22 protein-coding genes are annotated in these 21,718 nt (G+C 74.5%); 5 read left to right on the forward strand and 17 right to left on the reverse strand.

What is annotated here, in order from left to right; genetic code table 11:
- Window positions 1-31 precede the first annotated feature (31 nt).
- From mutM to K329_RS0104225, 8 genes are all read right to left on the reverse strand, one after another.
- Complete coding sequence (gene mutM, locus K329_RS0104185) at window positions 32-910, reverse strand: bifunctional DNA-formamidopyrimidine glycosylase/DNA-(apurinic or apyrimidinic site) lyase (RefSeq protein ID WP_028472081.1); 879 nt, start codon at window positions 908-910, stop codon at window positions 32-34.
- Window positions 894-1,718, reverse strand: a complete 825-nt coding sequence (gene rnc, locus K329_RS24475) for a ribonuclease III (protein ID WP_425411465.1) — start codon at window positions 1,716-1,718, stop codon at window positions 894-896. The genes mutM and rnc overlap by 17 nt, the downstream gene beginning before the upstream one ends.
- A gap of 20 nt (window positions 1,719-1,738) precedes the next feature.
- Window positions 1,739-1,924 carry a 50S ribosomal protein L32 gene (gene rpmF / locus K329_RS0104195; RefSeq protein WP_028472082.1) on the reverse strand — a complete coding sequence of 62 codons (186 nt, stop codon included), beginning with the start codon at window positions 1,922-1,924 and terminating at the stop codon, window positions 1,739-1,741.
- Between the two features lie 86 nt (window positions 1,925-2,010).
- Window positions 2,011-2,664, reverse strand: coding sequence for a YceD family protein (locus K329_RS24480; RefSeq protein WP_084540970.1), 654 nt, complete (start codon window positions 2,662-2,664; stop codon window positions 2,011-2,013).
- Window positions 2,665-2,721: 57 nt separating this feature from the next.
- Window positions 2,722-3,210, reverse strand: coding sequence for a pantetheine-phosphate adenylyltransferase (coaD, locus tag K329_RS0104210; RefSeq protein ID WP_028472083.1), 489 nt, complete (start codon window positions 3,208-3,210; stop codon window positions 2,722-2,724).
- Between the two features lie 5 nt (window positions 3,211-3,215).
- On the reverse strand, window positions 3,216-3,857 hold the full coding sequence (gene rsmD / locus K329_RS24485) for a 16S rRNA (guanine(966)-N(2))-methyltransferase RsmD (RefSeq protein WP_052336329.1): 642 nt from the start codon (window positions 3,855-3,857) through the stop codon (window positions 3,216-3,218).
- On the reverse strand, window positions 3,854-6,157 hold the full coding sequence (locus K329_RS0104220) for an ATP-dependent DNA helicase RecG (RefSeq protein ID WP_028472084.1): 2,304 nt from the start codon (window positions 6,155-6,157) through the stop codon (window positions 3,854-3,856). The genes rsmD and K329_RS0104220 overlap by 4 nt, the downstream gene beginning before the upstream one ends.
- Window positions 6,158-6,232: 75 nt before the next feature.
- Window positions 6,233-8,017: a DAK2 domain-containing protein gene (locus K329_RS0104225; RefSeq protein WP_043641985.1), complete on the reverse strand. Its 1,785-nt coding sequence runs from the start codon at window positions 8,015-8,017 to the stop codon at window positions 6,233-6,235.
- Window positions 8,018-8,315: 298 nt separating this feature from the next.
- Between K329_RS0104225 and rpmB the strand changes: the two genes are divergently transcribed.
- Window positions 8,316-8,501 carry a 50S ribosomal protein L28 gene (gene rpmB / locus K329_RS0104230; protein ID WP_028472086.1) on the forward strand — a complete coding sequence of 62 codons (186 nt, stop codon included), beginning with the start codon at window positions 8,316-8,318 and terminating at the stop codon, window positions 8,499-8,501.
- A 79-nt stretch (window positions 8,502-8,580) separates the two neighbouring features.
- Here rpmB and K329_RS0104235 read toward each other — a convergent pair whose 3' ends face one another.
- Window positions 8,581-9,570 carry a thiamine-phosphate kinase gene (locus K329_RS0104235; RefSeq protein ID WP_052336483.1) on the reverse strand — a complete coding sequence of 330 codons (990 nt, stop codon included), beginning with the start codon at window positions 9,568-9,570 and terminating at the stop codon, window positions 8,581-8,583.
- A gap of 141 nt (window positions 9,571-9,711) precedes the next feature.
- On the opposite strand from K329_RS0104235, the gene K329_RS0104240 reads away from it, so the two are divergent.
- Together K329_RS0104240 and K329_RS0104245 are read left to right on the forward strand one after the other, a co-directional pair.
- Window positions 9,712-9,948 carry an Lrp/AsnC family transcriptional regulator gene (locus K329_RS0104240; RefSeq protein ID WP_028472088.1) on the forward strand — a complete coding sequence of 79 codons (237 nt, stop codon included), beginning with the start codon at window positions 9,712-9,714 and terminating at the stop codon, window positions 9,946-9,948.
- A 2-nt stretch (window positions 9,949-9,950) separates the two neighbouring features.
- Entirely contained in the window at window positions 9,951-10,454 is a 504-nt protein-coding gene (locus K329_RS0104245; protein ID WP_052336330.1) for a DUF3515 family protein, read from the forward strand.
- 16 nt (window positions 10,455-10,470) lie between these two features.
- Here the strand turns inward: K329_RS0104245 and K329_RS0104250 are convergent, their stop codons facing one another.
- Entirely contained in the window at window positions 10,471-11,592 is a 1,122-nt protein-coding gene (locus tag K329_RS0104250) for a D-alanine--D-alanine ligase family protein (protein ID WP_028472090.1), read from the reverse strand.
- A 43-nt stretch (window positions 11,593-11,635) separates the two neighbouring features.
- On the opposite strand from K329_RS0104250, the gene K329_RS0104255 reads away from it, so the two are divergent.
- Complete coding sequence (locus tag K329_RS0104255) at window positions 11,636-12,733, forward strand: trans-sulfuration enzyme family protein (RefSeq protein ID WP_052336331.1); 1,098 nt, start codon at window positions 11,636-11,638, stop codon at window positions 12,731-12,733.
- A 24-nt stretch (window positions 12,734-12,757) separates the two neighbouring features.
- Here K329_RS0104255 and K329_RS0104260 read toward each other — a convergent pair whose 3' ends face one another.
- Window positions 12,758-13,759: an NAD(P)H-dependent glycerol-3-phosphate dehydrogenase gene (locus tag K329_RS0104260; RefSeq protein WP_028472092.1), complete on the reverse strand. Its 1,002-nt coding sequence runs from the start codon at window positions 13,757-13,759 to the stop codon at window positions 12,758-12,760.
- Window positions 13,756-14,559 (reverse strand): lysophospholipid acyltransferase family protein, encoded by an 804-nt coding sequence (locus tag K329_RS24490; protein WP_052336332.1) that lies wholly within the window; start codon window positions 14,557-14,559, stop codon window positions 13,756-13,758. The genes K329_RS0104260 and K329_RS24490 overlap by 4 nt, the downstream gene beginning before the upstream one ends.
- Window positions 14,560-14,680: 121 nt before the next feature.
- Between K329_RS24490 and K329_RS0104270 the strand changes: the two genes are divergently transcribed.
- Window positions 14,681-15,316, forward strand: a complete 636-nt coding sequence (locus tag K329_RS0104270; RefSeq protein WP_043641987.1) for a CofC family guanylyltransferase — start codon at window positions 14,681-14,683, stop codon at window positions 15,314-15,316.
- A gap of 1 nt (window position 15,317) precedes the next feature.
- Here K329_RS0104270 and K329_RS24495 read toward each other — a convergent pair whose 3' ends face one another.
- The 5 genes from K329_RS24495 to leuD all read right to left on the reverse strand — a co-directional run bounded on the left by K329_RS24495 (window position 15,318) and on the right by leuD (window position 21,707).
- Entirely contained in the window at window positions 15,318-16,016 is a 699-nt protein-coding gene (locus K329_RS24495) for an HU family DNA-binding protein (RefSeq protein ID WP_052336333.1), read from the reverse strand.
- A 209-nt stretch (window positions 16,017-16,225) separates the two neighbouring features.
- Complete coding sequence (locus tag K329_RS0104280) at window positions 16,226-17,047, reverse strand: alpha/beta fold hydrolase (RefSeq protein ID WP_281169792.1); 822 nt, start codon at window positions 17,045-17,047, stop codon at window positions 16,226-16,228.
- A gap of 128 nt (window positions 17,048-17,175) precedes the next feature.
- A complete protein-coding gene (locus K329_RS0104285; protein ID WP_084540971.1) occupies window positions 17,176-19,140 on the reverse strand; it encodes an LTA synthase family protein in 1,965 nt (654 codons plus the stop codon).
- Between the two features lie 50 nt (window positions 19,141-19,190).
- Window positions 19,191-21,047 (reverse strand): S9 family peptidase, encoded by a 1,857-nt coding sequence (locus K329_RS0104290; RefSeq protein WP_043641989.1) that lies wholly within the window; start codon window positions 21,045-21,047, stop codon window positions 19,191-19,193.
- Window positions 21,048-21,101: 54 nt separating this feature from the next.
- Complete coding sequence (gene leuD, locus K329_RS0104295; RefSeq protein ID WP_028472097.1) at window positions 21,102-21,707, reverse strand: 3-isopropylmalate dehydratase small subunit; 606 nt, start codon at window positions 21,705-21,707, stop codon at window positions 21,102-21,104.
- Window positions 21,708-21,718: the final 11 nt, after the last annotated feature.

Below are 21,718 nucleotides of genomic sequence, written 5' to 3' on the forward strand. Positions count from 1 at the left end.
CGCGGCCCCGTGGGCCGGCCGCGGGGCGTGCTCAGGCCGAGGGAGCGGGCGTCGTACGACGCCGGCGGGGCACCGGCTGGCAGACCGGGCAGAAGTACGAGGAGCGGTTCATGAAGGCCGTCCGCCGCAGCGGCGCACCGCACCGGTCGCACGGCTCGCCCTCGCGCCCGTAGGCGTGGAGGGACCGGTCGAAGTAGCCCGACTCGCCGTTGACGTTCACGTACAGCGCGTCGAAGGACGTGCCCCCCTGCGCGAGGGCCTCACTCATGACCGCCCGCACGTGCACCAGCAGCTCGACGACCTGGATCGTGCGCAGGCGCACCCCGGGCCGCTCGCCGTGCAGCCGCGCGCGCCACAGCGCCTCGTCGGCGTAGATGTTGCCCACCCCCGACACGACCTTCTGGTCGAGCAGGATGCGCTTGACCCCGGACGAGCGGCGGCGGACCGCCGCCACGAACGCGACGTCGTCGAACGCGGGGTCGAGGGGGTCCCGCGCGACGTGGGCCATCTCGGGCGGGAGGTCGGCACCCCCGACGCTGACGGCCAGGCCGCCGAACATGCGCTGGTCGACGAACCGCAGCTCGCGGCCCTCGGCCGCGCCGTCGAGACGCAGCCGCACCCGCAGGTGGCGCTCGTCGGGCGAGTCGGGCGGCTGCACGAGCATCTGGCCGCTCATGCCGAGGTGGGCCGTGAGGGCGTCGCCGTTGTCCAGCGGCAGCCAGAGGTACTTGCCGCGACGCCGGGCCGCGACCAGGGTGCGACCGACGAGGGCCGCGGCGAAACCCGCCGGACCGCCGGGGTCGCGGCGCACGGGACGGGGGTGGAGGACGTCGACCGCCGTGACGCGGGCCCCGAGCACGTGGCGCTCGAGCCCGGCTCGGACGACCTCGACCTCAGGAAGCTCCGGCACCGCCGGGGTCCGGGGTCGCGGGGGGCCGCTCGGCAGCGGGGTCGGCCGGAGCGGTCGGGGCGGTGGCCACGTCGGTGGGCTGGGGGGCGGGCAGCCCGGAGGGCAGGCCGGTCGCGGCGATCTCGCCGTACGCCGTCTGCGCGGCCTGCTGCTCGGCCTCCTTCTTGGAGCGGCCGACACCGTGGCCGTAGACGCCGTCGCCGACGCGCACGCGCGCGGTGAAGGTCTTGAGGTGGTCGGGACCCTCGTCGGTGATCAGGTACTCGGGCACGCCGAGGGCGCGCTCGGCGGCGATCTCCTGCAGCGAGGTCTTCCAGTCGAGGCCGGCGCCCATCGCGGCCGCGGCCTCCATGACCGGGTCGAACAGGCGGTGGACCACGTCGGCGGCCGCGGTGATGCCGCCGGAGAGGTGGACGGCGCCGATGACGGCCTCGAGGGTGTCGGACAGGATCGACGCCTTGTCGCGACCGCCGGTCGTCTCCTCGCCCCGGCCCAGCTTGACGTGACCGCCGAGGCCGACCGTGCGGGCGACGTCGGCGAGCGCACGGGCGTTGACCACCGCGGCGCGAAGCTTGGCGAGCCGGCCCTCGGAGAGGTCCGGGTGCGCCGTGTAGAGCGTCTCGGTGACGACGATGCCGAGCACCGAGTCGCCGAGGAACTCGAGGCGCTCGTTGTTCGGCAGGCCCCCGTGCTCGTAGGCGTAGGAGCGGTGCGTCAGAGCGCGCTCGAGCAGCCCCGGGTCCAGGACGGGCTCACCCAGGGCTGCTCGCAGCTCGGCGTAGTCGATCGCGGCAGACGCGTCGGGCACGTCGGCCTGGTGCAGGTCGATCAGAGGACCTGGCGACGGCTCGACTTCGCGCCGTACTGACCGCAGTTGCCGCACGCGCGGTGCGGGAGGTGCTGGGCACCACAGGCGGGGTTCACGCAGGTCACCAGGGACGGCGCGATCGCCTTCCAGGCCGAACGACGGTGACGCGTGTTGCTGCGCGACATCTTCCGCTTCGGGACAGCCACTGTTCTTCTCCTCTGACTTCGCCGGCAAGGCGCCGGTGTGTACCTCGCCCACCGGGGCACCCGGCAGGCCCCCAGGATGGGGACGTTCAGTTCTCGTCGGCCGCGGCCGGGCCCGAGGGCTCGTCGCGACCTGGCTCCAGCAGCCCGGTGAGACCGGCCCACCGGGGGTCGATCGGTTCACCGTGCCCGTGATCCGGGTCGTCCGCCAGCCGCGCGCCGCACTCGACGCACAACCCCGGACAGTCCTCCCGGCACAGCGGCCGGAACGGCAGTGCGAGCACCACCGCGTCCCGCAGCACCGGCTCGATGTCGACCATGTCGTTGTCGTCGAGCCGCCGCACGCCGAGGACGTCGTCCTGCTCCTCGTCCGACGGCGCGTCCCGGTCGGTGTACACGTACAGCTCCTGGAAGTCCGCCGACATCTCGTCGTCGATCTCCTCCAGGCACCGTGCGCACTCGCCGACCAGGTCGGCGCGTGCCGTACCGGTGACCAGGACGCCCTCCATGACCGCCTCCAGGCGCAGGTCGAGATCGACCGGCGCACCTTCGGGGACACCGAGGACCTCGATGCCGAGATCTGCCGGTGCCGGAACCGTGGTGACCACTTCACGCTGGGACCCCGGGCGGCGGCCGAGCTCGCGAGTATCGAGCACGAGCGGCGCTCTCGGGTCCAGGCGGTTCAGAGGATCACTTCCGGAAGAGGGCACGACAGAACCGGGAAAGAATAGCCACCCCGGCATCCAGGGACCAAACCGCGCCGGACGACGGCGACGGCGGGGCGGGCACGCAGGGCCACGTCAGCCACCCGCCCGCTCGGCGAGACGCGCCAGGAGGCGGTCGTGCACCGCCGCGCTGAGGAAGGGAGCCACGTCGCCACCGAGGGTCGCGACCTCCTTGACCAGGCTCGACGAGACGTGGGTGAACTGCGGGCGCGCCGCCAGGAACACCGTCTCGACGCCGCTGAGGTGGTCGTTCATCCGGGCCATCGGCAGCTCGTACTCGTAGTCCCCCGCGCCGCGCAGGCCCTTCACGACCACGTCGGCCCCCTGGGCCGTGCAGAAGTCGGTGAGCAGGCCGGTGAAGCCCTCGACGCGCACGCCGGGCAGGTGGGCCGTGGCCTCGACGAGCATGGCGAGACGCTCCGCGTCGTCGAAGAGGCGACGCTTCGACGCGTTGACGCCGACCGCCACGACGACCTCGTCGAAGAGGCGCGCGGCGCGCTCCACCACGTCGACGTGGCCGAGCGTGACGGGGTCGAAGGTGCCGGGGCACACGGCACGGGTCATGGGGATCACTCCTCCGGCAGGTCGGCGGGCGGGTCGGCGGACAGGTCGCCGGGCGGGGCGGCGGGCGGCTCCGGGAGCGGGTCGGCCGAGGCCGCGTGACCGTACCAGAGCGTCGTCTCGCCGTACTTGCGCGCCTGGTCGACCACGATCCCGACCGGCCAGCGGGGCTCGGGGCTGCGCGACGAGCGCTCCACGACCACCATGGCGCCCGGCACGAGCCATCCGTGGGCGACCAGGGCGGTCAGGTCGGCGGCCACCGCGTCGTCGTGCAGCGGGTACGGCGGGTCGCTGAAGACCACGTCGTACGGCGTGGCCGGCCGCCGTCCGAGCACCGACCCGACGGTGCCGCGGCTCACGTGGGCCCGGTCGAACCCGATGGCCCGGGCGTTGGCGGCGATGAGGGCCTGGGTGCGACGGTCGTGCTCGACCAGCTCGACGACGCCCGCGCCCCGGGACCAGGCCTCGAGCCCCACGGCGCCGGAGCCGGCGTACAGGTCGAGGAAGCGCAGGCCCTCGAGCGAGCCGCACCACGCCTCGACGGTGGAGAACAGGGCCTCCCGGACGCGGTCGGACGTCGGGCGGGTCGCCTGGCCGCGCGGGGTGTCGAGCCGTCGTCCGCCGGCCCGTCCGGCGATGATCCGCGTCACGACTTCTCCAGGTAGGAGGCCTCGGCCGAGGCCTCGAGCTCGTCGACCGCCGCGGCGACCTGGGGCAGGGCGGTCAGCCGGGGGTCGTCCTCGAGCAGGGCGAGGGCGGCCTCGCGCGCCCGCACGATGGTCTTCTCGTCGCGCAGCACCCGCAGGGTCTGCAGGCTCGACCGGCGACCGGACTGGGAGACCCCGAGCACGTCGCCCTCGCGCCGCTGCTCGAGGTCGACCCGGGAGAGCTCGAAGCCGTCGGTGGTCGCGGCCACCGCGTCGAGCCGCTCGCGCGCCGGGGTGCCCGCGTCGGCCCGGCTGACGAGCAGGCAGAGACCCGGCAGACCGCCCCGGCCCACGCGGCCGCGCAGCTGGTGCAGCTGGGAGACACCGAACCGGTCGGCGTCGAGCAGCACCATCGTGGTGGCGTTGGCGACGTCGACGCCCACCTCGATCACGGTCGTCGACACCAGCACGTCGATGCTGCCGGCCGCGAACGAGCGCATCACCGCATCCTTCTCGTCGGGTGCGAGGCGTCCGTGGAGGGCCGCGACCCGGAGGCCGGCGAGCGGTCCGGAGGTGAGCTGGGCGAGCACGTCCTCCACCGCGGCGGCCGGCGGGCGGTCGGCCGGGGCGGCGACCTGCTCCCCCGCCGCGTCCAGGTCGAGGGCCTCGACCTCCTCGGCGTCGCGCGACCCGGGCTCGAGGCTGATGCGCGGGCACACGACGTACGCCTGGTGCCCGGCCGCGACCTCCTCGCGCACGCGCTCCCACACGCGGCCGATCCACGACGGCTGCTCCGCCAGCGGCACGACGGTCGACTGGATCGGCGCGCGTCCGGCGGGCAGCTCGCTGAGCACCGACGTCTCCAGGTCGCCGAAGACCGTCATCGCGACCGTGCGCGGGATGGGCGTGGCCGTCATGACGAGCACGTGCGGCGGTGTCTCGGCCTTGCCCGTGAGGGCCGCCCGCTGCTCGACGCCGAAGCGGTGCTGCTCGTCGACGACCACCAGCCCCAGGTCGGCGAAGGCCACCTTGTCCTCCAGGAGCGCGTGGGTGCCGACCACGATCCCGGCGTCGCCGGTGACGATGTCGAGCAGCGTCGAGCGCCGGTGCGCGGTGCTGCTCGAGCCCGTGAGGAGGGCGATGCCCGTCGCCTCGTCGGCCCCGCCGAGCATGCCGCCGCCCGCGAGGTCCCCGAGGAGGGCGGTCAGCGAGCGGTGGTGCTGCTGCGCGAGCACCTCGGTGGGCGCGAGGATCGCGGCCTGGCCGCCGGAGTCGACGACGCGGAGCATGGCGCGCAGCGCCACCAGCGTCTTGCCGGAGCCGACCTCGCCCTGCAGCAGGCGGTTCATCGGGTGGTCGGCGGCCAGGTCGGCCTCGATCTCCGCGCCGACCGACCGCTGCCCGGCCGTGAGCTCGAAGGGCAGGCGCGCGTCGAACGCGGCGAGCAGCCCGCCGACGGTGCCGTCGGGACGGGTGCCGGTGCGGGGGCGTCCGGCGAGCGCGCGGTGCGCCGCCCGGCGACGCGCGAGCACCAGCTGGGTCACGAGGGCCTCGTCGAACCGGAACCGCATCAGCCCGCGGGTCACGTCGCCGTACGAGTCGGGCTGGTGCACCCGCTCGAACGCCTCCTGGAGGCCGACGAGCTCGTAGGTGTCCCGCAGGCTCGGGGGCAGCGGGTCGGCCGGGGGCTCCAGCACGGTGAGGGCGAACGCGATCGCGGCCTGCAGGTCCCACGACTCGACGCCGGCGGTGCTCGGGTAGACCGGGAAGAGGGCCCGGAGCCCGGCGACCGCGGCCTGTCCCGCCGCGTCCGCGAGGGGCAGCTGGGTCTCGCCGCGCTCGGCGTACGTCGTGGCCCCGACCCCGTCGAGCGGCACCATCGTCGGGTTGGTCAGCTGCCAGCGGCCGTTGAAGCTGTCGACCTTGCCGATGAAGACCCCGGTCGTGCCGACCTCGTTGCGGCTGCGGTGGAACTCGGCGCCACCCTTGTGCTTCGAGAAGAAGGTCATGCGCAGGTCGGGCCCGTCGGTCTGCAGGACCACCTCGACGCGGTACGCCGTGCGTCCGGTCCGGCGGTCGGGGTAGGTGCGCACCGCGCAGTCGGAGACCCGGCCGACCACCGTGAGCGGCTGGCCCTTCACCAGCTCCTCGACGGCCGTCAGCTCGCCGACCTTGAGGTAGGTGCGCGGGAAGTGGCGCAGCAGGTCGCCGACCGTGTGCAGGCCCAGCGCGTCCCGGACCTTGGCGACCTTCTTCGCGGCCCCGCCCAGGACCGTCTCCACCGGGGAGTCGAGCGTGATCACCGCGCCCCGCCCCCGTCCGTCGTCTCCACCGTCACTCCCCCGTCACGCCCGGCCCTGCCGTGCCCGCCCGGCCCCTCACTCGACCGAGACCAGCAGCGGGTAGCGCGACTGCCCGCCGTCGTAGGTGACCACGTCGACGCCGGGGTGCTCGTGCTCCACGTGGGCCGCGAGGCGGCTGCCGAGGTCGCCGGCGTCCTTGCCGGCGACGATGGTGACGAGCTCGCCGCCGACGCCGAGGAGCCGGGTGACGACCTCGACGGCGACGACGAGACGGTCCTGGCCCACGACCGCGAAGTCGCCCGAGACGACGCCCAGCACGTCTCCGGCCTCGCAGGGTCCGGCGGTGGTGATGGCCCGGCGGACGGCCTCGGTGACCGCGCCGTGGCGGCAGTGGCGGGCCGCGGCGGTCATCTCCACCACGTCCTGCCCGAAGGCGCGACCGGGCTCGTGCACCGCGAGGGCGGCCAGGCCCTGCACCTGCGCCCGGCTCGGCACGACGGCGACGCGCACGTCACCGTCCTCCTCCGCGGTGCGTGCGGCCACCTCGGCCGCCCGCACGGAGTCGGGGTCGTTGGGCAGGATGACGACCTCGGCGGCACCGGTGCGGCGCACCGCGTCGAGCAGCATGCCCGCCGAGGGCCGCTCGCCGGGGCCGCCCGGGACGACGACGGCGCCCGCCTCGCCGAACAGCTTCTCCAGGCCGGGACCCGCGCTGACCGCGACCACCGCGCGGCCGTGGGGCCGCGTGGTGCGCCCGGCCGTGGCGACGCCCTCGGGGTCGGTCGCGTGGGCGTGGGTGTGCCCGTGGTCCTGCGCCTGGTCGTGACGGGCGCGGTCGGCGAAGTGGGTGACCCGGATCTGGTGGGGCCGCCCGGCCTCCACGCCGGCCTCGATCGCGGCGCCCACGTCGTCGACGTGCACGTGCACGTTCCACAGCCCGTCGGTCCCGACCACGACGAGCGAGTCCCCCAGGTCGGCGAGGCGTCCGCGGAGCGCGCGCACCGCGTCGTCGCTGCTGCCGTCGAGCAGGAACATCACCTCGTACGCCGGGCCGGCGTGCTCGGGCTCGGCGCCGTCGCCCGTGGGGGCGCCGGCGTGGTCGGAGGTCGGGACCGGGATGGTGCGGCGCCCCAGGCGTGCCGGCGTCGACAGCGGCCGGCGACCGGTGAGCGCCGTGTCGGCGGCGTCGAGGATGACGGAGAGACCGCGACCGCCGGCGTCGACGACACCGGCGTCGGCGAGAGCGGGCAGCAGCTCGGGCGTGCGCAGCAGGGCCTCGTGGGCGGCCTCGGCCGCGGCGGCGTACACGTCGCGGGAGCGGGCGCGGGGGGCCTCGGCGGCGGCGAGCGCCGCGTCGCTGGCCGCCCGGGCGACGGTGAGGATGGTGCCCTCGACGGGATCGCCGACGGCCTCGTAGCTGGCGCGCGTGGCCTCGGCGAGCGCGCCGGCCACCAGCACCGCGGCGCGGGAGTCGGGGCGGACCCCCTCGAGGTGGCCCGTGACCGCCCCGAGCATCTGGGCGAGGATCACGCCGGAGTTGCCGCGGGCGCCCAGCAGCGCACCCCGCGCCAGGGCGCGCAGCGCCGCGACGAGCTGCTCCGGGGTCACCTCGGCGGCGTGGACGCGCCCCGCGTGCCCGTCGGCGGCGATGCCCGCCAGCCCGAGACCGGTCAGCGACTCGCGGAGCGACTCCCGCGCCGCCGACATGGTGAGGAACATGTTGGTGCCCGTGTCGCCGTCCGGCACCGGGAAGACGTTGAGCGCGTCGATCTCCTCGCGCGCGTCGGCCAGGGCGTCGGTGGCGAGGTCGACGAACCGGACGACGACCTCGAGGCGCACGGACTGCGCGAGACCAGCCATCCGTGCCTCATCCTCCACTCACGCTGCCCGGGAACCGGTGGGAACCCGCGAGCGCGGCTGCGCGGGAGGTGACAGATTAGTCGGGCGCGGCGACGGCGCACAGACCGACCGGTGAGCGGATGTGGACGATGCACCGGAACGGGGGCCGGACCCTGCCCGGAACGGGGCGGCCACGGCGGATTAGCACGTGGCGGCGTCGGTCGGCTACGGTAGCGCGGTTGCCTCGGGGCTGCTGCTCGCTCTGCGGGTCGGCCCCTCGGTGACACTTTCTCAGTAATCTCGACTTCAGGAGTTCACGGTGGCTGCCGTCTGTGACATCTGCGCCAAGAAGCCGGGCTTCGGTCACAACAGGCCGTGGTCGCGGAAGATCACGAAGCGTCGCTTCGACCCCAACATCCAGCGCGTCCGCGCGAAGGTCAACGGCACGCCCACGCGCCTCAACGTGTGCACCGGCTGCCTGAAGGCGGGCAAGGTCACGCGCTGACCTCTCCCCCTTCGACGTCGAGGGCCCGTCCAGCACTGCTGGACGGGCCCTCGTCATTCCTGCGCCGCGTCCCCGCGGGTCAGAAGTGGCTCCAGCCCGGCACCCCGTCGTACGGCGCGCCATCGACGGTGACGAGCGGACCGTCGGCCCCGTCGAGGTCGGTGACCGCGCCGACGACCGCCCAGCCCTCGGGCAGGTCGGCGTCGGCGGGGAACGTCGCCAGCAGCGCGTGGTCGTCGCCGCCCGTGAGCACGAACCCGAGCGCGTCGGACCCCAGGGCGGCGCTCACCGCCTGCAGCGGCTCGGGGATCTCGAACGCCTCGGTGCGCAGGTCGAGGTGCACCAGCGAGGCCCGCGCGAGGTGTCCCGCCTCGGCGAGGAGCCCGTCGGAGATGTCGATGAGCGCGGTCGCCCCGGCCGCCGCGGCGGCCGGCCCCGCGTCGTACGGCGGCGCGGGTCGCCGGTAGGCCTCCACCAGCACGCGCGGCGAGCGGAAGCCGCGGCCGAGAACGGCCAGCCCTCCCGCGGCCCAGCCCTGACGACCGCAGAGCGCCACCACGTCGCCCGGGCGCGCCCCGGACCGCAGGACGGGCGCCTGCGTGCACGTGCCGAGCACGGTGACGGCCGCGACGATCTCCTCCGCGCGGGTCACGTCGCCGCCGACGACGACCGCGCCGACGCTCTGCGCCTCCGCCGCGAAGCCCTTCGTGAAGTCGACGACCCAGGCGAGCGGCAGGTCGCCGGGGAGGGCGAGCCCGAGCGTGAGGGAGGTGGCGCGCCCGCCCATGGCGTTGATGTCGGAGATGTTCTGCGCCGCGGCGCGGTGGCCGACGTCGACCGCCTCCGACCAGTCGCGGCGGAAGTGCCGGTTCTCCACGACCATGTCGGTGGAGACGACCACGTGGCCCTTGCGGATGCGCAGCACCGCGGCGTCGTCGCCGGGCCCCACGAGCACGTCCTCGCCCCCGGCGGGCAGCAGCGCCGTGAGCGCGTCGATGAGCGCGAACTCGCCGACCTCGGAGAGCAGGGCGTCGCGCGGGAGCGGGGCGGGAGTCGGGGACGGGGCCATGGCGACCATCCCACCAGAGCCCGCCGCCACGACGACGCGCGGCACGCGGGTCCGTCCGGGACCCGGGGCGCCGGTACAGTTCGCGCACCGGTCGTGGCTGTCCCCGCCCCGCCCCCGTCCCCGCGAAGGAGTGCGCCGCAGATGAGCGTGCAGGCCTACATCCTGATCCGCACCGACCAGGCGAAGGCGGCCCAGGTGGCCGCCTCGATCGCCGAGATGCCCGGCGTGACGCTGTCCGACGACGTCACCGGTCCGTACGACGTGATCGTGCGCGCCGAGGCCGTCGACGTCGACGCCCTCGGCCGCGACGTCGTGGCGCCCATCCAGGAGCTCGACGGGATCGACCGCACGCTCACGTGCCCCGTCGTCCACCTCTGAGGGTGCGTACGACGCACCGCCGCCTCGCCCCCGCGGGTGCGGCGCTGCTGCTCCTCGCGCTCGTCGGGTGCTCGGCCGGACCCGTGCGCGTCGAGGGCGTCCCGACCGTGGACGACCCCGACCTGAGCGCCGACGACCGCGCCGCCTGCGAGGACCTGGTGGCCGACCTGCCCGCCACCGTCGCCGGCGAGGAGGAGCGGGAGATCACCCCCGAGGGCGTCCTGGCCCGCGGCTGGGGCGAACCCGCCATCGTCGTGCTCTGCGGCGCCACGATGCCGGCGTCGTTCAGCGAGATCTCCGACTGCGAGGAGGTGGGGGGCGTCGGCTGGTACGCACCGCCCGCCGCCTACCGCGACCAGACGGCCGACGCCGTCATCACCACCATCGGGTTCGAGCCGATCGTGCAGATCCGGCTGCCCGCCGAGCACCGACCCCCGGTCGAGGCAATGGTCGACATCGCGCCCGCCGTGCTGGCGAACGCGACGCTGGTCGACCCCTGCGTCTGAGGCCCGTCCGGCAGTCTCAGCGCAGGCCGACGTCGCGGGCGAGCGCGAGCCGCACGAGCCGGTCGACGAGCGTCGGGTAGTCGACGCCGCTCGCGGCCCACATGCGCGGGAACATCGAGAGGCTCGTGAAGCCCGGCATGGTCTCGACCTCGTTGATGACGACCCGCCCGTCGGGGAAGACGAAGAAGTCGACGCGGGCGAGGCCCTCGCAGTCGAGGGCCTCGAACGCCGCCACCGAGAGGGCGCTCACCCGGGCGGCGACGTCGTCGGGCAGGTCGGCCGGCACGTCGAGCGCCGTGTTCTCCTCGGGGAGGTACTTGGCCTCGAAGTCGTAGAACGCGTGGCCCTCCGCGACGCGGATCTCCGCGAGGGCGCTGGTCACGTGGTCGTCGTGGCCCTCCCCCGCGAGCACCCCGCACTCGATCTCGCGGGCCCCGACCGCGGCGGCCTCGACGAGCACCTTGGGGTCGTGCCGGCGGGCCTCGTCGAGCGCGGCGTCCAGGTCGGCGAGGTCGTCGACGCGGGTGATGCCGAAGCTGGAGCCGGCCCGGGCGGGCTTGACGAAGACCGGCAGGCCGAGGTCGGCGACGCGGCGTCGTACGCCCGCCTCGTCCCGGGCCCAGTCGCGCGGCGTCACGCTCACCCAGGGCAGCACCGGGAGGCCCGCGGCCTCGAAGAGGCGCTTCATGAACTGCTTGTCGGTGCCGACCGCGGAGGAGAGCACGCCGGCCCCGACGTACCGCACCCCGGCCATCTCCAGGAGGCCCTGCAGGGTGCCGTCCTGCCCGAACGGCCCGTGCATGACGGGGAAGACGACGTCGACCTCGCCGAGCACGTGGGGCACCTCGTCGGCCGGGCTCACGACGAGCTCGGGCGAGGCGCCGGGGCTGAGCTGCACGGACTCCTCGCCCTGCACGGTCGGCAGCGCGCCGCCGGGGCCGAGCTCGAGGCGGTTGGACGACGGGTCCTCCAGCACCCAGCGGCCGTCCTGCGCGATGCCGACGGGCACCACGTCGTACCGCTCGGGGTCGAGGGCCGCGATGACGCTGCCCGCCGAGATGCAGGAGATGGAGTGCTCCGCGGAGCGGCCGCCGAAGACGACGGCTACGCGGGGACGCCGGGCGGTGGGCTCGCTCATGGCCGCTGACCCTACCGGCCGGGCGCGCCCTACCCTGGTGGGCATGCCCGACGACTCCCCCACGACTCCCGAGACGGTCGCCCCGGCCCTGCGTCCCGCCACCCGCGCGGTGCACGCCGGTCGGCCCGCCCGCGACCCCGACGCCCCCCTCAACACCCCGCTGACGATGGCCGCGACGTACGTCGGAGGCGGCGACCTGGAGTACGGCCGCTACGGCAACCCCACCTGGACCGCGTTCGAGGACGCCCTCGGCAGCCTCGAGGGCGGCCGGGCGCTCGCGTTCTCCAGCGGCCTGGGCGCCGTCGCGACCGTGCTGGACCTCGTGGCGAACGACGCCGTCGTGGTGGCGCCCCGCCACGCCTACCAGGGCACGCTCGGCCAGCTGGGCGACCTGCAGCTGCGCGGCCGGGTGCAGAGCCGCCTGGTCGACATCGCCGACACCGACGCGGTGGTCGCCGCCTGCGACGACGCCGCCATCGTCTGGATCGAGTCGCCCACCAACCCCGCCCTCGAGGTCGCCGACATCCCGGCCATCGTCGCCGCGGCCCACGAGGCGGGCGCCTACGTGGTCGTCGACAACACGTTCGCCACCCCGCTGCTGCAGCAGCCGCTCGACCAGGGCGCCGACATCGTGCTGCACTCCGCGACCAAGTTCATCGCCGGCCACTCCGACGCGCTGCTCGGCGCGGTCGTGACCCGCGACCCGCAGCTGTACGACGTGCTCAAGGGCCGCCGCGACCTGCTGGGCGCCATCCCCGGCACCCTCGAGGCCTGGCTCGCCCTGCGCGGCCTGCGCACGCTGCACCTGCGCGTCGAGCGCTCCCAGGCCAACGCCGTCGAGCTGGTGCGCCGCCTCGAGGCGCACCCCGCGATCGAGCGCGTGCGCTACCCGGGCTTCGGCGCGATCGTCGCGATCGAGGTCGCGAAGGGGCCGCTCGCCGCCGACCTGCTGTGCCGCTCCACCCGGCTCTGGGTCTTCGCGACCAGCCTCGGCGGGGTGGAGTCCTCGCTGGAGCGCCGCCGTCGCTGGAAGGGCGAGGCGACCACGATCCCGGAGTCGCTCGTGCGGCTCTCCGTCGGCGTCGAGGACGTCGACGACCTCTGGGACGACCTCGTGCAGGCCCTCGACCAGCTCGGCTGAGGGCCCGGCCGGGACGGGCGGGCGTCAGTCCGTCTCGGCCTTGGTCTCGCGGGCGACGAACGCGGCCATCATGTCGCGGGCGGTGATGGTGCCCGAGACGACCTCGTCGACGTGCTCGGCGATGGGGGCGTCCACGCCGGTACGGCGGGCGAGGTCGCGCAACGAGCTGCACGACTTGGCGCCCTCGGCCACCTGCCGGGTCGAGGCGTAGATCTCGTCGGCGGTCATGCCGCTCCCGAGGCGCTCGCCGAAGGTGCGGTTGCGGCTGAGCGGCGAGGAGCAGGTCGCGACGAGGTCGCCGAGGCCGGCGAGCCCCATGAGCGTCAGGGGGTTGGCGCCCTGGGCGACGGCGAGGCGCGCCGTCTCCGCGAGGCCCCGGGTGATGACCGAGGCGGTGGTGTTGTCGCCGAACCCGAGACCGACGGCCATGCCCACGCTCAGGGCGACGACGTTCTTGTAGGCGCCGCCGATCTCGCAGCCGACGACGTCGGTGCTGGTGTAGGGCCGGAAGGCGGGCGTGTGACAGATGCGCTGCAACCGGCGGGCGGTCTCCTCGTCCTCGCAGGCCACCACGGAGGCGGCCGGCTCGCGCCGCGCGATCTCCTTCGCGAGGTTCGGACCGCTCACGACCGCGACCTGGCGGGGCGGGACGTCGGCCGCCTCGGCGATCACCTCGCTCATGCGCTTGACCGAGCCGAGCTCGACGCCCTTCATGAGCGAGACGAGCACGGCGCCCCGGGGCACGAACCCGCGCCAGGACTCCAGCGTCGCCCGCAGCGTCTGCGAGGGCATCGACAGCACCACGACGTCGGCACCGGCCATGGCCTTCTCGGGGTCGGTCGTGGCGTCGACCGTCCGGGGCAGCTGGATGCCGGGCATGTAGTCGCTGTTCTCGTGGCGGGTGGTGATCGCCTCGACGATCTCCTCGCGCCGCGCCCACAGGGTCACGTCGCTGCCGCCGTCGGCGAGCACGACGGAGAACGCCGTGCCCCACGACCCCGCGCTCAGCACTGCCACCTTCGTCATGCGGGCTCCTCCCCGGTCCGCGCCGAGGTGTCGCCCGGCCCGTTCACGTCGGTCGGCCGTGGTCGGCCGTACTCGCTCACGCCCCGGCTGCGCGGGTCGAACCGCGTCGCCGGTGGCGTCTCCTGCCGGATCTCCGCGAGGAGGCCCGTGATCGCGTCCATGATGCGGTCGGTGGCCGTCAGCGCGGCCGCGGTCGTCACGGGCCGCCCGTCGGTCACCAGGTCGGCGAGGTCGACCGGCGGACCGGCCGTCACCTGCACGCTCTTGCGGGGCAGCAGGTGGGGCACCTTCGCGTACGGCGCCAGCACGTCCTGCGTGCCCCACTGGGCGACGGGGATCACCGGGCAGCCGGTCGCGAGCGCGATGCGCGCCGCACCCGTCTTGCCGGTCATCGGCCAGAGCCCGGGGTCGCGGGTGATCGTGCCCTCGGGGTAGACGACGACGCACTTGCCGTCGCGCACCGCGTCGACGGCGGCGCGGTACGCCGACGTCCCCGAGCTCTCCCGCTCGACGGGGATCTGCTCGAGCGCGCCGAGGAACCCCCCGAGCCCGGTGACCCGGAAGAGGCCGGACTTCGCGAGGTAGCGCGAGAGCCGGCCGTGGTCGTAGAGGAAGTGGGCGGCGAAGAGCGGGTCGACCTTGGTGACGTGGTTGAGCGCGACCACGCAACCGCCCGTGGCGGGCACGTGCTCGCCGCCGGACCAGGTGCGCGACGTCGCCGCCAGCAGCGTGGGCCTCAGGATCCCGGCGGCCACCGTGTAGGCCCATCCCCGACGCTCACTCAGCTTCCGAACCGCCACGCACCGTCTCCTCGCCCTCGTCCGCTCCGATCCCCCTGGAGCCGTGCCCGGTGCAGGTTACTCGGTCGCGACCCGCGGCTCGGTCACCGTGCACCCCGACCGACTGGCAGGATCGGGGGTGATGTCGTCCCGCCCGCCCGTCCTGCTCCCCGCCGTCGTCGTGCTGCCCGTCAAGCCGCCGTCGGTCGGCAAGTCGCGCCTGGTCGACGTGCCCGTGCCCCGTCACGAGCTGGCCGCGGCGTTCGCCCTCGACACGGCCACCGCGGTCCTGGCGACGCCCGGCGTGGTGGGCCTGCTCGCCGTCACCGACGACCACCTCTTCGCCGAGCAGCTCGCCGCCGTCGGCTGCACCGTGGTGCCCGACCCCCTCGACGGCGACCTGAACGGGACGCTGCGCCAGGGCGCGGCCGACGCCTGCCGGCGCTGGCCCGGCAGCGTGCCGGTGGCGCTCTGCGCCGACCTCCCGGCCCTGCGGAGCGCGGACCTCGCCGAGGCCCTCGCGGTCGTCTGCCGCCGGGACCTCCCGTCGTACGTCGCGGACGCCGACGGCACGGGCACGACCCTCTACGCCGCGCCGCTCGCGGAGTTCGACCCCCGCTTCGGCCCGGGATCGGCGGCGGCGCACGCCGACTCCGGCGCCCTCGCCGTGCCGGGTGCGCTGCCGTCGCTGCGTCACGACGTCGACGACGCCGCCGCACTGGTGGGCGCCGTCGCCCTGGGCGCCGGTCCGCGGACCTCCGCCCTGCTGCGCCGCTGACTCAGGAGTCCGTCGACGCCTCCGGGGTCGACGGCACCGCCTTCGTCGCGGTGGCCTTCGTCGCGGTCGTCTTCTTCGCGGTCGTCTTCTTCGCGGTGGTCTTCTTCGCCGTCGCCGGGGCCTTCTTCGCCGTCGCGGGAGCCTTCTTCGCGGCCGGGGCCTTCTTCGCGGCCGGGGCCTTCTTCGCGGCCGGGGCCTTCTTCGCGGCCGGGGCCTTCGTGGCGGCCGGGGCCTTCGTGGCGGCGGGAGCCTTCTTGGCGGCCGTGGCCTTCTTCGTCGCCGGGGCCTTCTTGGCGGCCGGAGCCTTCGTCGCCGCCGGGGCGTCGTCCGGGACCTGCGCCTTCGCCGGCTTGCGCGACACCTTCGCGACCAGGCCGCTGGCCGCCTCACCGGCCGCGCCGACGGTGGCCGCCGGCAGCTGCTTCGCCCCCGAGATCACGTTGCGCAGGTCGGCCCCGGGCGTGAACTTCGGGACCGCCTTCTTCGCGGCCTCGATCAGCTCGCCGGTCTGGGGGTTGCGCACGATCCGCGCCTCCCGGATCTTCTGCTCGAAGGCACCGAAGCCGGTGATCGCCACCTTCTCGCCGCGGGCGACCTCCCGCGTGATGGTGTCGAGCACCGCGTCGAGGGCGTGGGCCGCCGCCTTCTTGTTGCCCTCGAACTTGCTGGCCAGCGCCTCGACGAGCTGTGACTTGTTCACGGATGTCCTTCCGGATCGGCCCCGCGGACGCCCGTCCGCCGTGGATGTGAGGAGCACGCTAGGCACTCGTGGCGGCGGTCACAATGGCCTGGCGCCAGTTCGGGCGGATCCGGGGCGGTGCCGCTGTGCGCCGTACGACGTCGGGTGGAGACACGACGGCCGCCCGTGCCCGGACCCGGAGGTCCGCGCACGGGCGGCCGTGGTGACGATCAGCGGGCGAGGAAGTCGATGAGCGCCCGGTTGAACTCGTCGGCGTGGCTGACGTTGAACCCGTGCGGCGCGTCCTCGACGACCACGAGCGTGGAGTCGGAGATGGCCTCCGCCGAACGCTTGCCCGAGACCTCGAACGGCACCGTCGCGTCGCCGTCGCCGTGGATGACGAGCGTCGGCACGGCGATCTTGGCGAGGTCCTCGCGGAAGTCGGTGCGCGCGAACGACCCGATGCACAGCACCAGGGCCTCGTCGCCGGCGGGCTTCTCGAGCTCGAGCGCCTTCTGACGCTCCTCCTCGCTCACCTTGAGGGTGCCGTCGACCGAGAAGAAGTCGGTCGTGAAGCCGTCGAGGAACTGCTCGCGGTTGCCGGCGGCGCCGGACTCCATCTCGCGGGCGGCCTCGTCGGGCAGACCGCCGTCGGGGTTGTCGTCGGTCTTCAGCAGGTACGGCGGGACGGCCGCGGCGAGGACGGCCGAGCGGACGCGGTCGTCGCCGTACGTGCCGAGGTAGCGCGCCACCTCGCCCCCGCCCATCGAGAAGCCGACGAGCGTGGCGTCCGTGAGGTCGAGCTGCGTGAGCACGGCGTCGAGGTCGGCCGCGAGCGTGTCGTAGTCGTAGCCGGTCGTGGGCTTGTCGGAGGCACCGAAGCCGCGACGGTCGTAGGTCACGACGCGGTAGCCGGCCTCCTGCAGGGCGGGCACCTGGTTCTCCCAGGAGGCACCGCTCAGCGGCCAGCCGTGGATGAGGACGACCGGTCGGCCGTCGCCCCCCGTGTCGGTGTGGTGCAGGTCGACGCCGTTGGCGGAGATCGAGGTCAAGGCAGTCCCTTTCGTCAGGTGCGCGCTGGGGGACGCGCCGGCTGGTCGGGCGGTCCGGGGCCCGACCATCCAGGAGGTACCCGTCGCGGTCCCGACCAACGGGGAACCGGGCCGACGTCGCGGGCCGGCTACGGCGTCGCGGGTGCCCCGGCCGCGGCTCCCGGCCACATGTCGTCGAGCGCGTAGCGCTCGCCCAGCGTGAAGTCGTACTGCACCATCGTGAGGTCGTCGAGCACCTGCCGCGCCTCCGCGTCGAGCTCGTCGCGGCGCAGCACCTCGCCCTCGGGGGTGACGAACCGCCCCTGCTCCATCGCACCGATCTCGGCGCGCACCGCGTCGAGCAGCGCGTAGTACGGCGGCACGGGCGCGTCCGCGACCTGGTAGGCCAGCGGCATGAAGTGCGCGGCGCTCGTGAGCGGCTGCGGGTCGGCCGTGTTGCCGGCGCTGCTCCAGGCGAACCACGGGGTCTCGTACATCGCGGTGCCGGGGTTCGCGCGCGTGACCGTGTCGTCGTAGATGCCGGGGAGGTGGTCGCCGTAGAAGAGCACGACGGTCTCCTCGCCGGTCGTCCTCGTCGTCTCCTCGAGCGACGCCAGGAACGCGGCGAGCGCCTCGTCGGTCTCCTCGAGCCCGCGGGCGTACTGGCCGATCCGGCTGGCGAGGTCGGGGGCGTCCGCGCCCTCGACCGCGAGCGGGTCGGGGTAGTTGCCCTGGACGGGGATGTGGTTCTGCATGGTCACCAGGTTGACGAAGAGCGGGCCGTCCTCGCCCTGGATGCGCTGGAGCACCTCGGTGAACGCCGACCGGTCGGAGATGAAGCCGTTCGCGGCGACCGACTCCCGGTTCGCCATGTTGCCCTGGTAGAGGAACCCGTCGAAGCCGAGCACCCGGTAGACCTCGCCCCGCCGGTACATCCCCGTCGAGAAGGGGTGCACGGCGAGCGACTCGTGACCCTGGGACTCGAACCAGCCGACCGCCGAGGGGTAGTCCTCGTAGCTGGGCACGAGCATCTGGTACGGCGACGTCAGCTGCGGGCGGAACAGCGCCAGCGACTGGCCCGTCATCGCCTCGAACTCCATGTTGGCGGTGCCCCCGCCGTACAGCTGGGCGAGCATCTCGCCGGCCGTCGTGCCCGCCATCGTCTCGCGGGTCAGCGGGATCGGGTCGCGCTCGAGCTCGAAGCCGTCCAGCGCCGTGGGGTCGGAGAACGACTCGCTCAGCACGAGCACGACGTTCACGTCGTCCAGGGAGCCCGTGCGCTGCGCGTTGACCGAGTCGGCGACGGCGCCGTAGCGCTCGGCGATCTCGGCCATGGCCTCCTCGCCGTACCCCTCGGGCTCGGGCATGGCGGCGATCGGCAGGTTGTAGAGGTAGCCGCCGAGCACGCCGTTCGCCCGATAGTTGGTGGCCTGGTTCCACGGTCGCCAGACACCGCCCACCTCGTAGAGGCCGCGCCACGGGTTGCGGTCGTCGTGGAACGACAGCGCCGGCAGGAGGAGGGCGACGCAGGTGACGAGCACGGCGCCGCGGAAGGCGAGGACGATCCGCCGGCCCTGCCCGGGCAGGCCCTCCGTGCCGAGCGCGGGGGCCCAGCGGCGCACGACGCGGCCGAGAGCCAGCACCACGACCACGACCGCACCCGCGGCGACCAGGACGTCGACGACGGTGGAGGTCGTGACCTGGGTGCTCAGGAAGCCGGCCTCGCCGACGAAGTCGAGGTCGCTCGGGTAGACCGGCTCCTGGCGCAGCTCGACCTTCGTGCGGTTGACGGCCGACAGCACCAGGCTGAGCGCCCCGAACCCGGCGAGCACCACCCAGAGCCGGCCGACCAGCGCCCACACGGCGACGACCAGGGTCCAGACGAGGAGGGCGTCGACCCAGAACGCGTAGCCGTCGATCAGCTGCGTGCGGACCCACTGCTTCCACAGCGGGTCCTCGTAGAGCATCGACGCCTCGAGCACGGCGGTGCACAGCAGCGCGCCGATGACCGACACGACGACCGCGCGGCCCGCGCGCCACTCCCACCAGGCGCTGCGGGGCGCACGCCGCAGCCATGACGGCAGGCGTGCGCCGCCCTTCCTCGTTCCCCCCATCCCGTGAATGCTAGTCGTCGGCGGGGTGTCGCGCCCATGAACGGGGGGTGTCACGCCCCACGCAGGTGGCGCTCCAGGAACGCGAGCGCGGCCGGGTAGGCGTCGAGCCGGTTGGTACGGCGCGCGAGCCCGTGGCCCTCGTCGCCGTACACCCGCAGCTCGCACGGCACGCCCGCACCGTCGAGCGCCGCCTTGATCTGCTCGGCCTCCGACAGCGGCACCCGGGGGTCGTTCGCCCCGTGGATGACGAACAGCGGCGCCTGGATCGCCGCGAGGTGCGTGAGGGGGGAGGCGGCCTCGAGGAAGTCGCGGTGGTGGGCCAGCGTGCCGTACTCGCGCTCGCGGTAGGCCCGGCGGTAGTCGCTGGTGTTCTCGAGGAACGTCACCAGCGAGCTCATGCCCACGATGTCGACGCCCGCCGCCCAGAGGCCGGGCTGCATCGAGACGCCCGCCAGCACCATGTAGCCGCCGTACGACCCTCCCCACAGCGCGGCCCGCTCGGGGTCGAGGCCGAGGTCCGGCAGCCAGTCGCGCAGCGCCGCGAGATCGGCCACCGAGTCGAGGCGCAGCTCGACGTCGTCGAGGGAGACCCACCGCTTGCCGTAGCCGTCGGAGCCCCGCACGTTCGGCACGAGCACGGTCAGTCCCGCGGCCGCCAGCGCCTGGACGACGGGGTTGAAGATCCGGAGCGCGGCGGCCTCCGGACCGCCGTGCACGTGGAGCACCGCGGCGCCGGCGAGCTCGGGGGCTCCGTTCTCGCCGGCTGCGTAGACGAAGCAGGGCACCTGCTCGCCGTCGGGCGTCGGCACCCGGTGGACGGTGGGCACCGTGAGGGCGGCGCGCAGCCCGGGCTCGAGCCCGTCGGCCACGGAGACGAGGAGCGTGGCCGCGCCGGTCGCGGGGTCGACGAGGTGCAGGGCCGCGGGCTCGTCGGGCGCCGTCGTCGCGGTGACGAACCCGCTGCCGTCGTCGGCCCAGGTCACGGTCGACACACCCGGCGCGGCCCCCGGCCGGCCCAGGTCGACCGCGCACCGCCGGGTGCCGTCGGGCTCGTGCACCGACAGCTCGGTGGCCCCGTCGACGACGCGGCCGACCACCAGCGCGGACCCGTCCGGCGCCGCCCACACCCAGAGGTCGTGCGCGTCGTCGGCGACGAGCTCGCGCCACTCCCCCGTGGCGACGTCGAGGCGCAGGACGGCGCGGAACTCGCGGTCGTGGTTGCTGGACAGCACGAGCGCCGCGCCGTCGGGGGTCCAGGACACCCGGTCGTGCGCGGCCCGCTCGTCGGCATCGGTGACCGGCCGGACCTCGCCGTCGACCACCACGTCGACGACCGTCGAGGCGGGCTGGAGGCTGAGGCGCACGACGGCCAGCCGCTCGCCGTCCCGCGAGGCGGCGACCTCGCCCACGTAGCCGCCCCCGTCGTACAGCACCGTCTCGTCACCGGTCGCCCAGCTGCGGGCGACGACGTCCATGTCGACCTTGTTGCGGCGGTTGGTGGCGTAGACGAGCGCGGTCGGCGTGACGTCGTGGAGGGCGTGCCGGTGGGCCGGGTCGGCCACCAGCGGCACGAGGTCCTCCAGGCCGGCGGGGCGGGCGCGTCCGGGCCCGGGCCCCTCGTCGAAGCGGTCGAGGTCGAGGAGCGAGAGCTGCCAGAGCTCGTCGCCGCCCTGGTCGTGCTCGACCACCACCGCGCGCCGGCCGGGGACGTAGCGCCCCTGGCAGCGGCCGGGCAGGGCCGTCAGCTGCGTACGGCGGCCGTCCGGCGCCAGCTCGACGAGCTGCAGGCTCCCGTGCTCGTCGTGACCGGCGAGCACCCGCCCTGCCGCGTCGACGTCGAAGGCCGTCCAGGTGCGCAGCGACAGCAGCTCGGAGAACAGGTCGGGTCGGTGGGACGAGTCGCTCATCCCACCGACCCTAGCCAGCCACGGCCAGCGGCCCCGGCGGCCCCGGACGTGCCGTCAGGCGCGCTGCGTGACCGGCTTCCAGCTCGGGCGCGTGGCCTCGTACGTCGTGATGTCGTCGGCGTGGCCGAGCGTGATCCCGACGTCGTCGAGACCCTCGAGCAGGCGCCAGCGGGTGTAGTCGTCGATGTCGAACGAGTCCTCGATCGCGTTCTCCCCGGAGCCGGCACGCACGGTGCGCGACTCGAGGTCGACGGTGATCGTGGCCCCCGGCTCCTCGTCGAGCAGGTCGAGCAGCCGCTGGGCGACCTTCTCGTCGACCTGCGCCGCCAGCAGGCCGGCCTTCCCGGAGTTGCCGCGGAAGATGTCGGCGAAGCGCGACGAGATCACGGCCTTGAACCCGTAGTTCTGCAGCGCCCAGACGGCGTGCTCGCGCGACGAGCCGGTGCCGAAGTCGGGGCCGGCGACCAGCACCGAGCCCCCGTCGTACACCGGGTTGTTCAGCACGAACGCCGGGTCGTTGCGCCAGGCGGCGAAGAGCCCGTCCTCGAACCCGCTGCGCGTCACGCGCTTGAGGTAGACGGCGGGGATGATCTGGTCGGTGTCGACGTTGCTGCGGCGCAGCGGGACGCCGATGCCGGTGTGGCTCGTGAACTTGTCCATGCTCGTGGTCC

Origin of the sequence: Nocardioides alkalitolerans DSM 16699 (genome assembly GCF_000426525.1) — a bacterium.
GTDB classification, from domain to species: domain Bacteria; phylum Actinomycetota; class Actinomycetes; order Propionibacteriales; family Nocardioidaceae; genus Nocardioides; species Nocardioides alkalitolerans.

What these genes read in the sequence shown, in the direction of transcription:
- K329_RS0104290 (WP_043641989.1), bottom strand. Translation starts at nt 21,047, where the DNA reads ATGAGCGACTCGTCCCACCGACCCGACCTGTTCTCCGAGCTGCTGTCG.
- K329_RS0104250 (WP_028472090.1), bottom strand. Translation starts at nt 11,592, where the DNA reads ATGAGCGAGCCCACCGCCCGGCGTCCCCGCGTAGCCGTCGTCTTCGGC.
- K329_RS0104270 (WP_043641987.1), top strand. Translation starts at nt 14,681, where the DNA reads ATGTCGTCCCGCCCGCCCGTCCTGCTCCCCGCCGTCGTCGTGCTGCCC.
- K329_RS0104225 (WP_043641985.1), bottom strand. Translation starts at nt 8,017, where the DNA reads ATGGCTGGTCTCGCGCAGTCCGTGCGCCTCGAGGTCGTCGTCCGGTTC.
- K329_RS0104255 (WP_052336331.1), top strand. Translation starts at nt 11,636, where the DNA reads ATGCCCGACGACTCCCCCACGACTCCCGAGACGGTCGCCCCGGCCCTG.
- K329_RS0104285 (WP_084540971.1), bottom strand. Translation starts at nt 19,140, where the DNA reads ATGGGGGGAACGAGGAAGGGCGGCGCACGCCTGCCGTCATGGCTGCGG.
- coaD (WP_028472083.1), bottom strand. Translation starts at nt 3,210, where the DNA reads ATGACCCGTGCCGTGTGCCCCGGCACCTTCGACCCCGTCACGCTCGGC.
- leuD (WP_028472097.1), bottom strand. Translation starts at nt 21,707, where the DNA reads ATGGACAAGTTCACGAGCCACACCGGCATCGGCGTCCCGCTGCGCCGC.
- K329_RS0104260 (WP_028472092.1), bottom strand. Translation starts at nt 13,759, where the DNA reads ATGACGAAGGTGGCAGTGCTGAGCGCGGGGTCGTGGGGCACGGCGTTC.
- K329_RS0104240 (WP_028472088.1), top strand. Translation starts at nt 9,712, where the DNA reads ATGAGCGTGCAGGCCTACATCCTGATCCGCACCGACCAGGCGAAGGCG.
- K329_RS24480 (WP_084540970.1), bottom strand. Translation starts at nt 2,664, where the DNA reads ATGCCGGGGTGGCTATTCTTTCCCGGTTCTGTCGTGCCCTCTTCCGGA.
- K329_RS0104235 (WP_052336483.1), bottom strand. Translation starts at nt 9,570, where the DNA reads ATGGCCCCGTCCCCGACTCCCGCCCCGCTCCCGCGCGACGCCCTGCTC.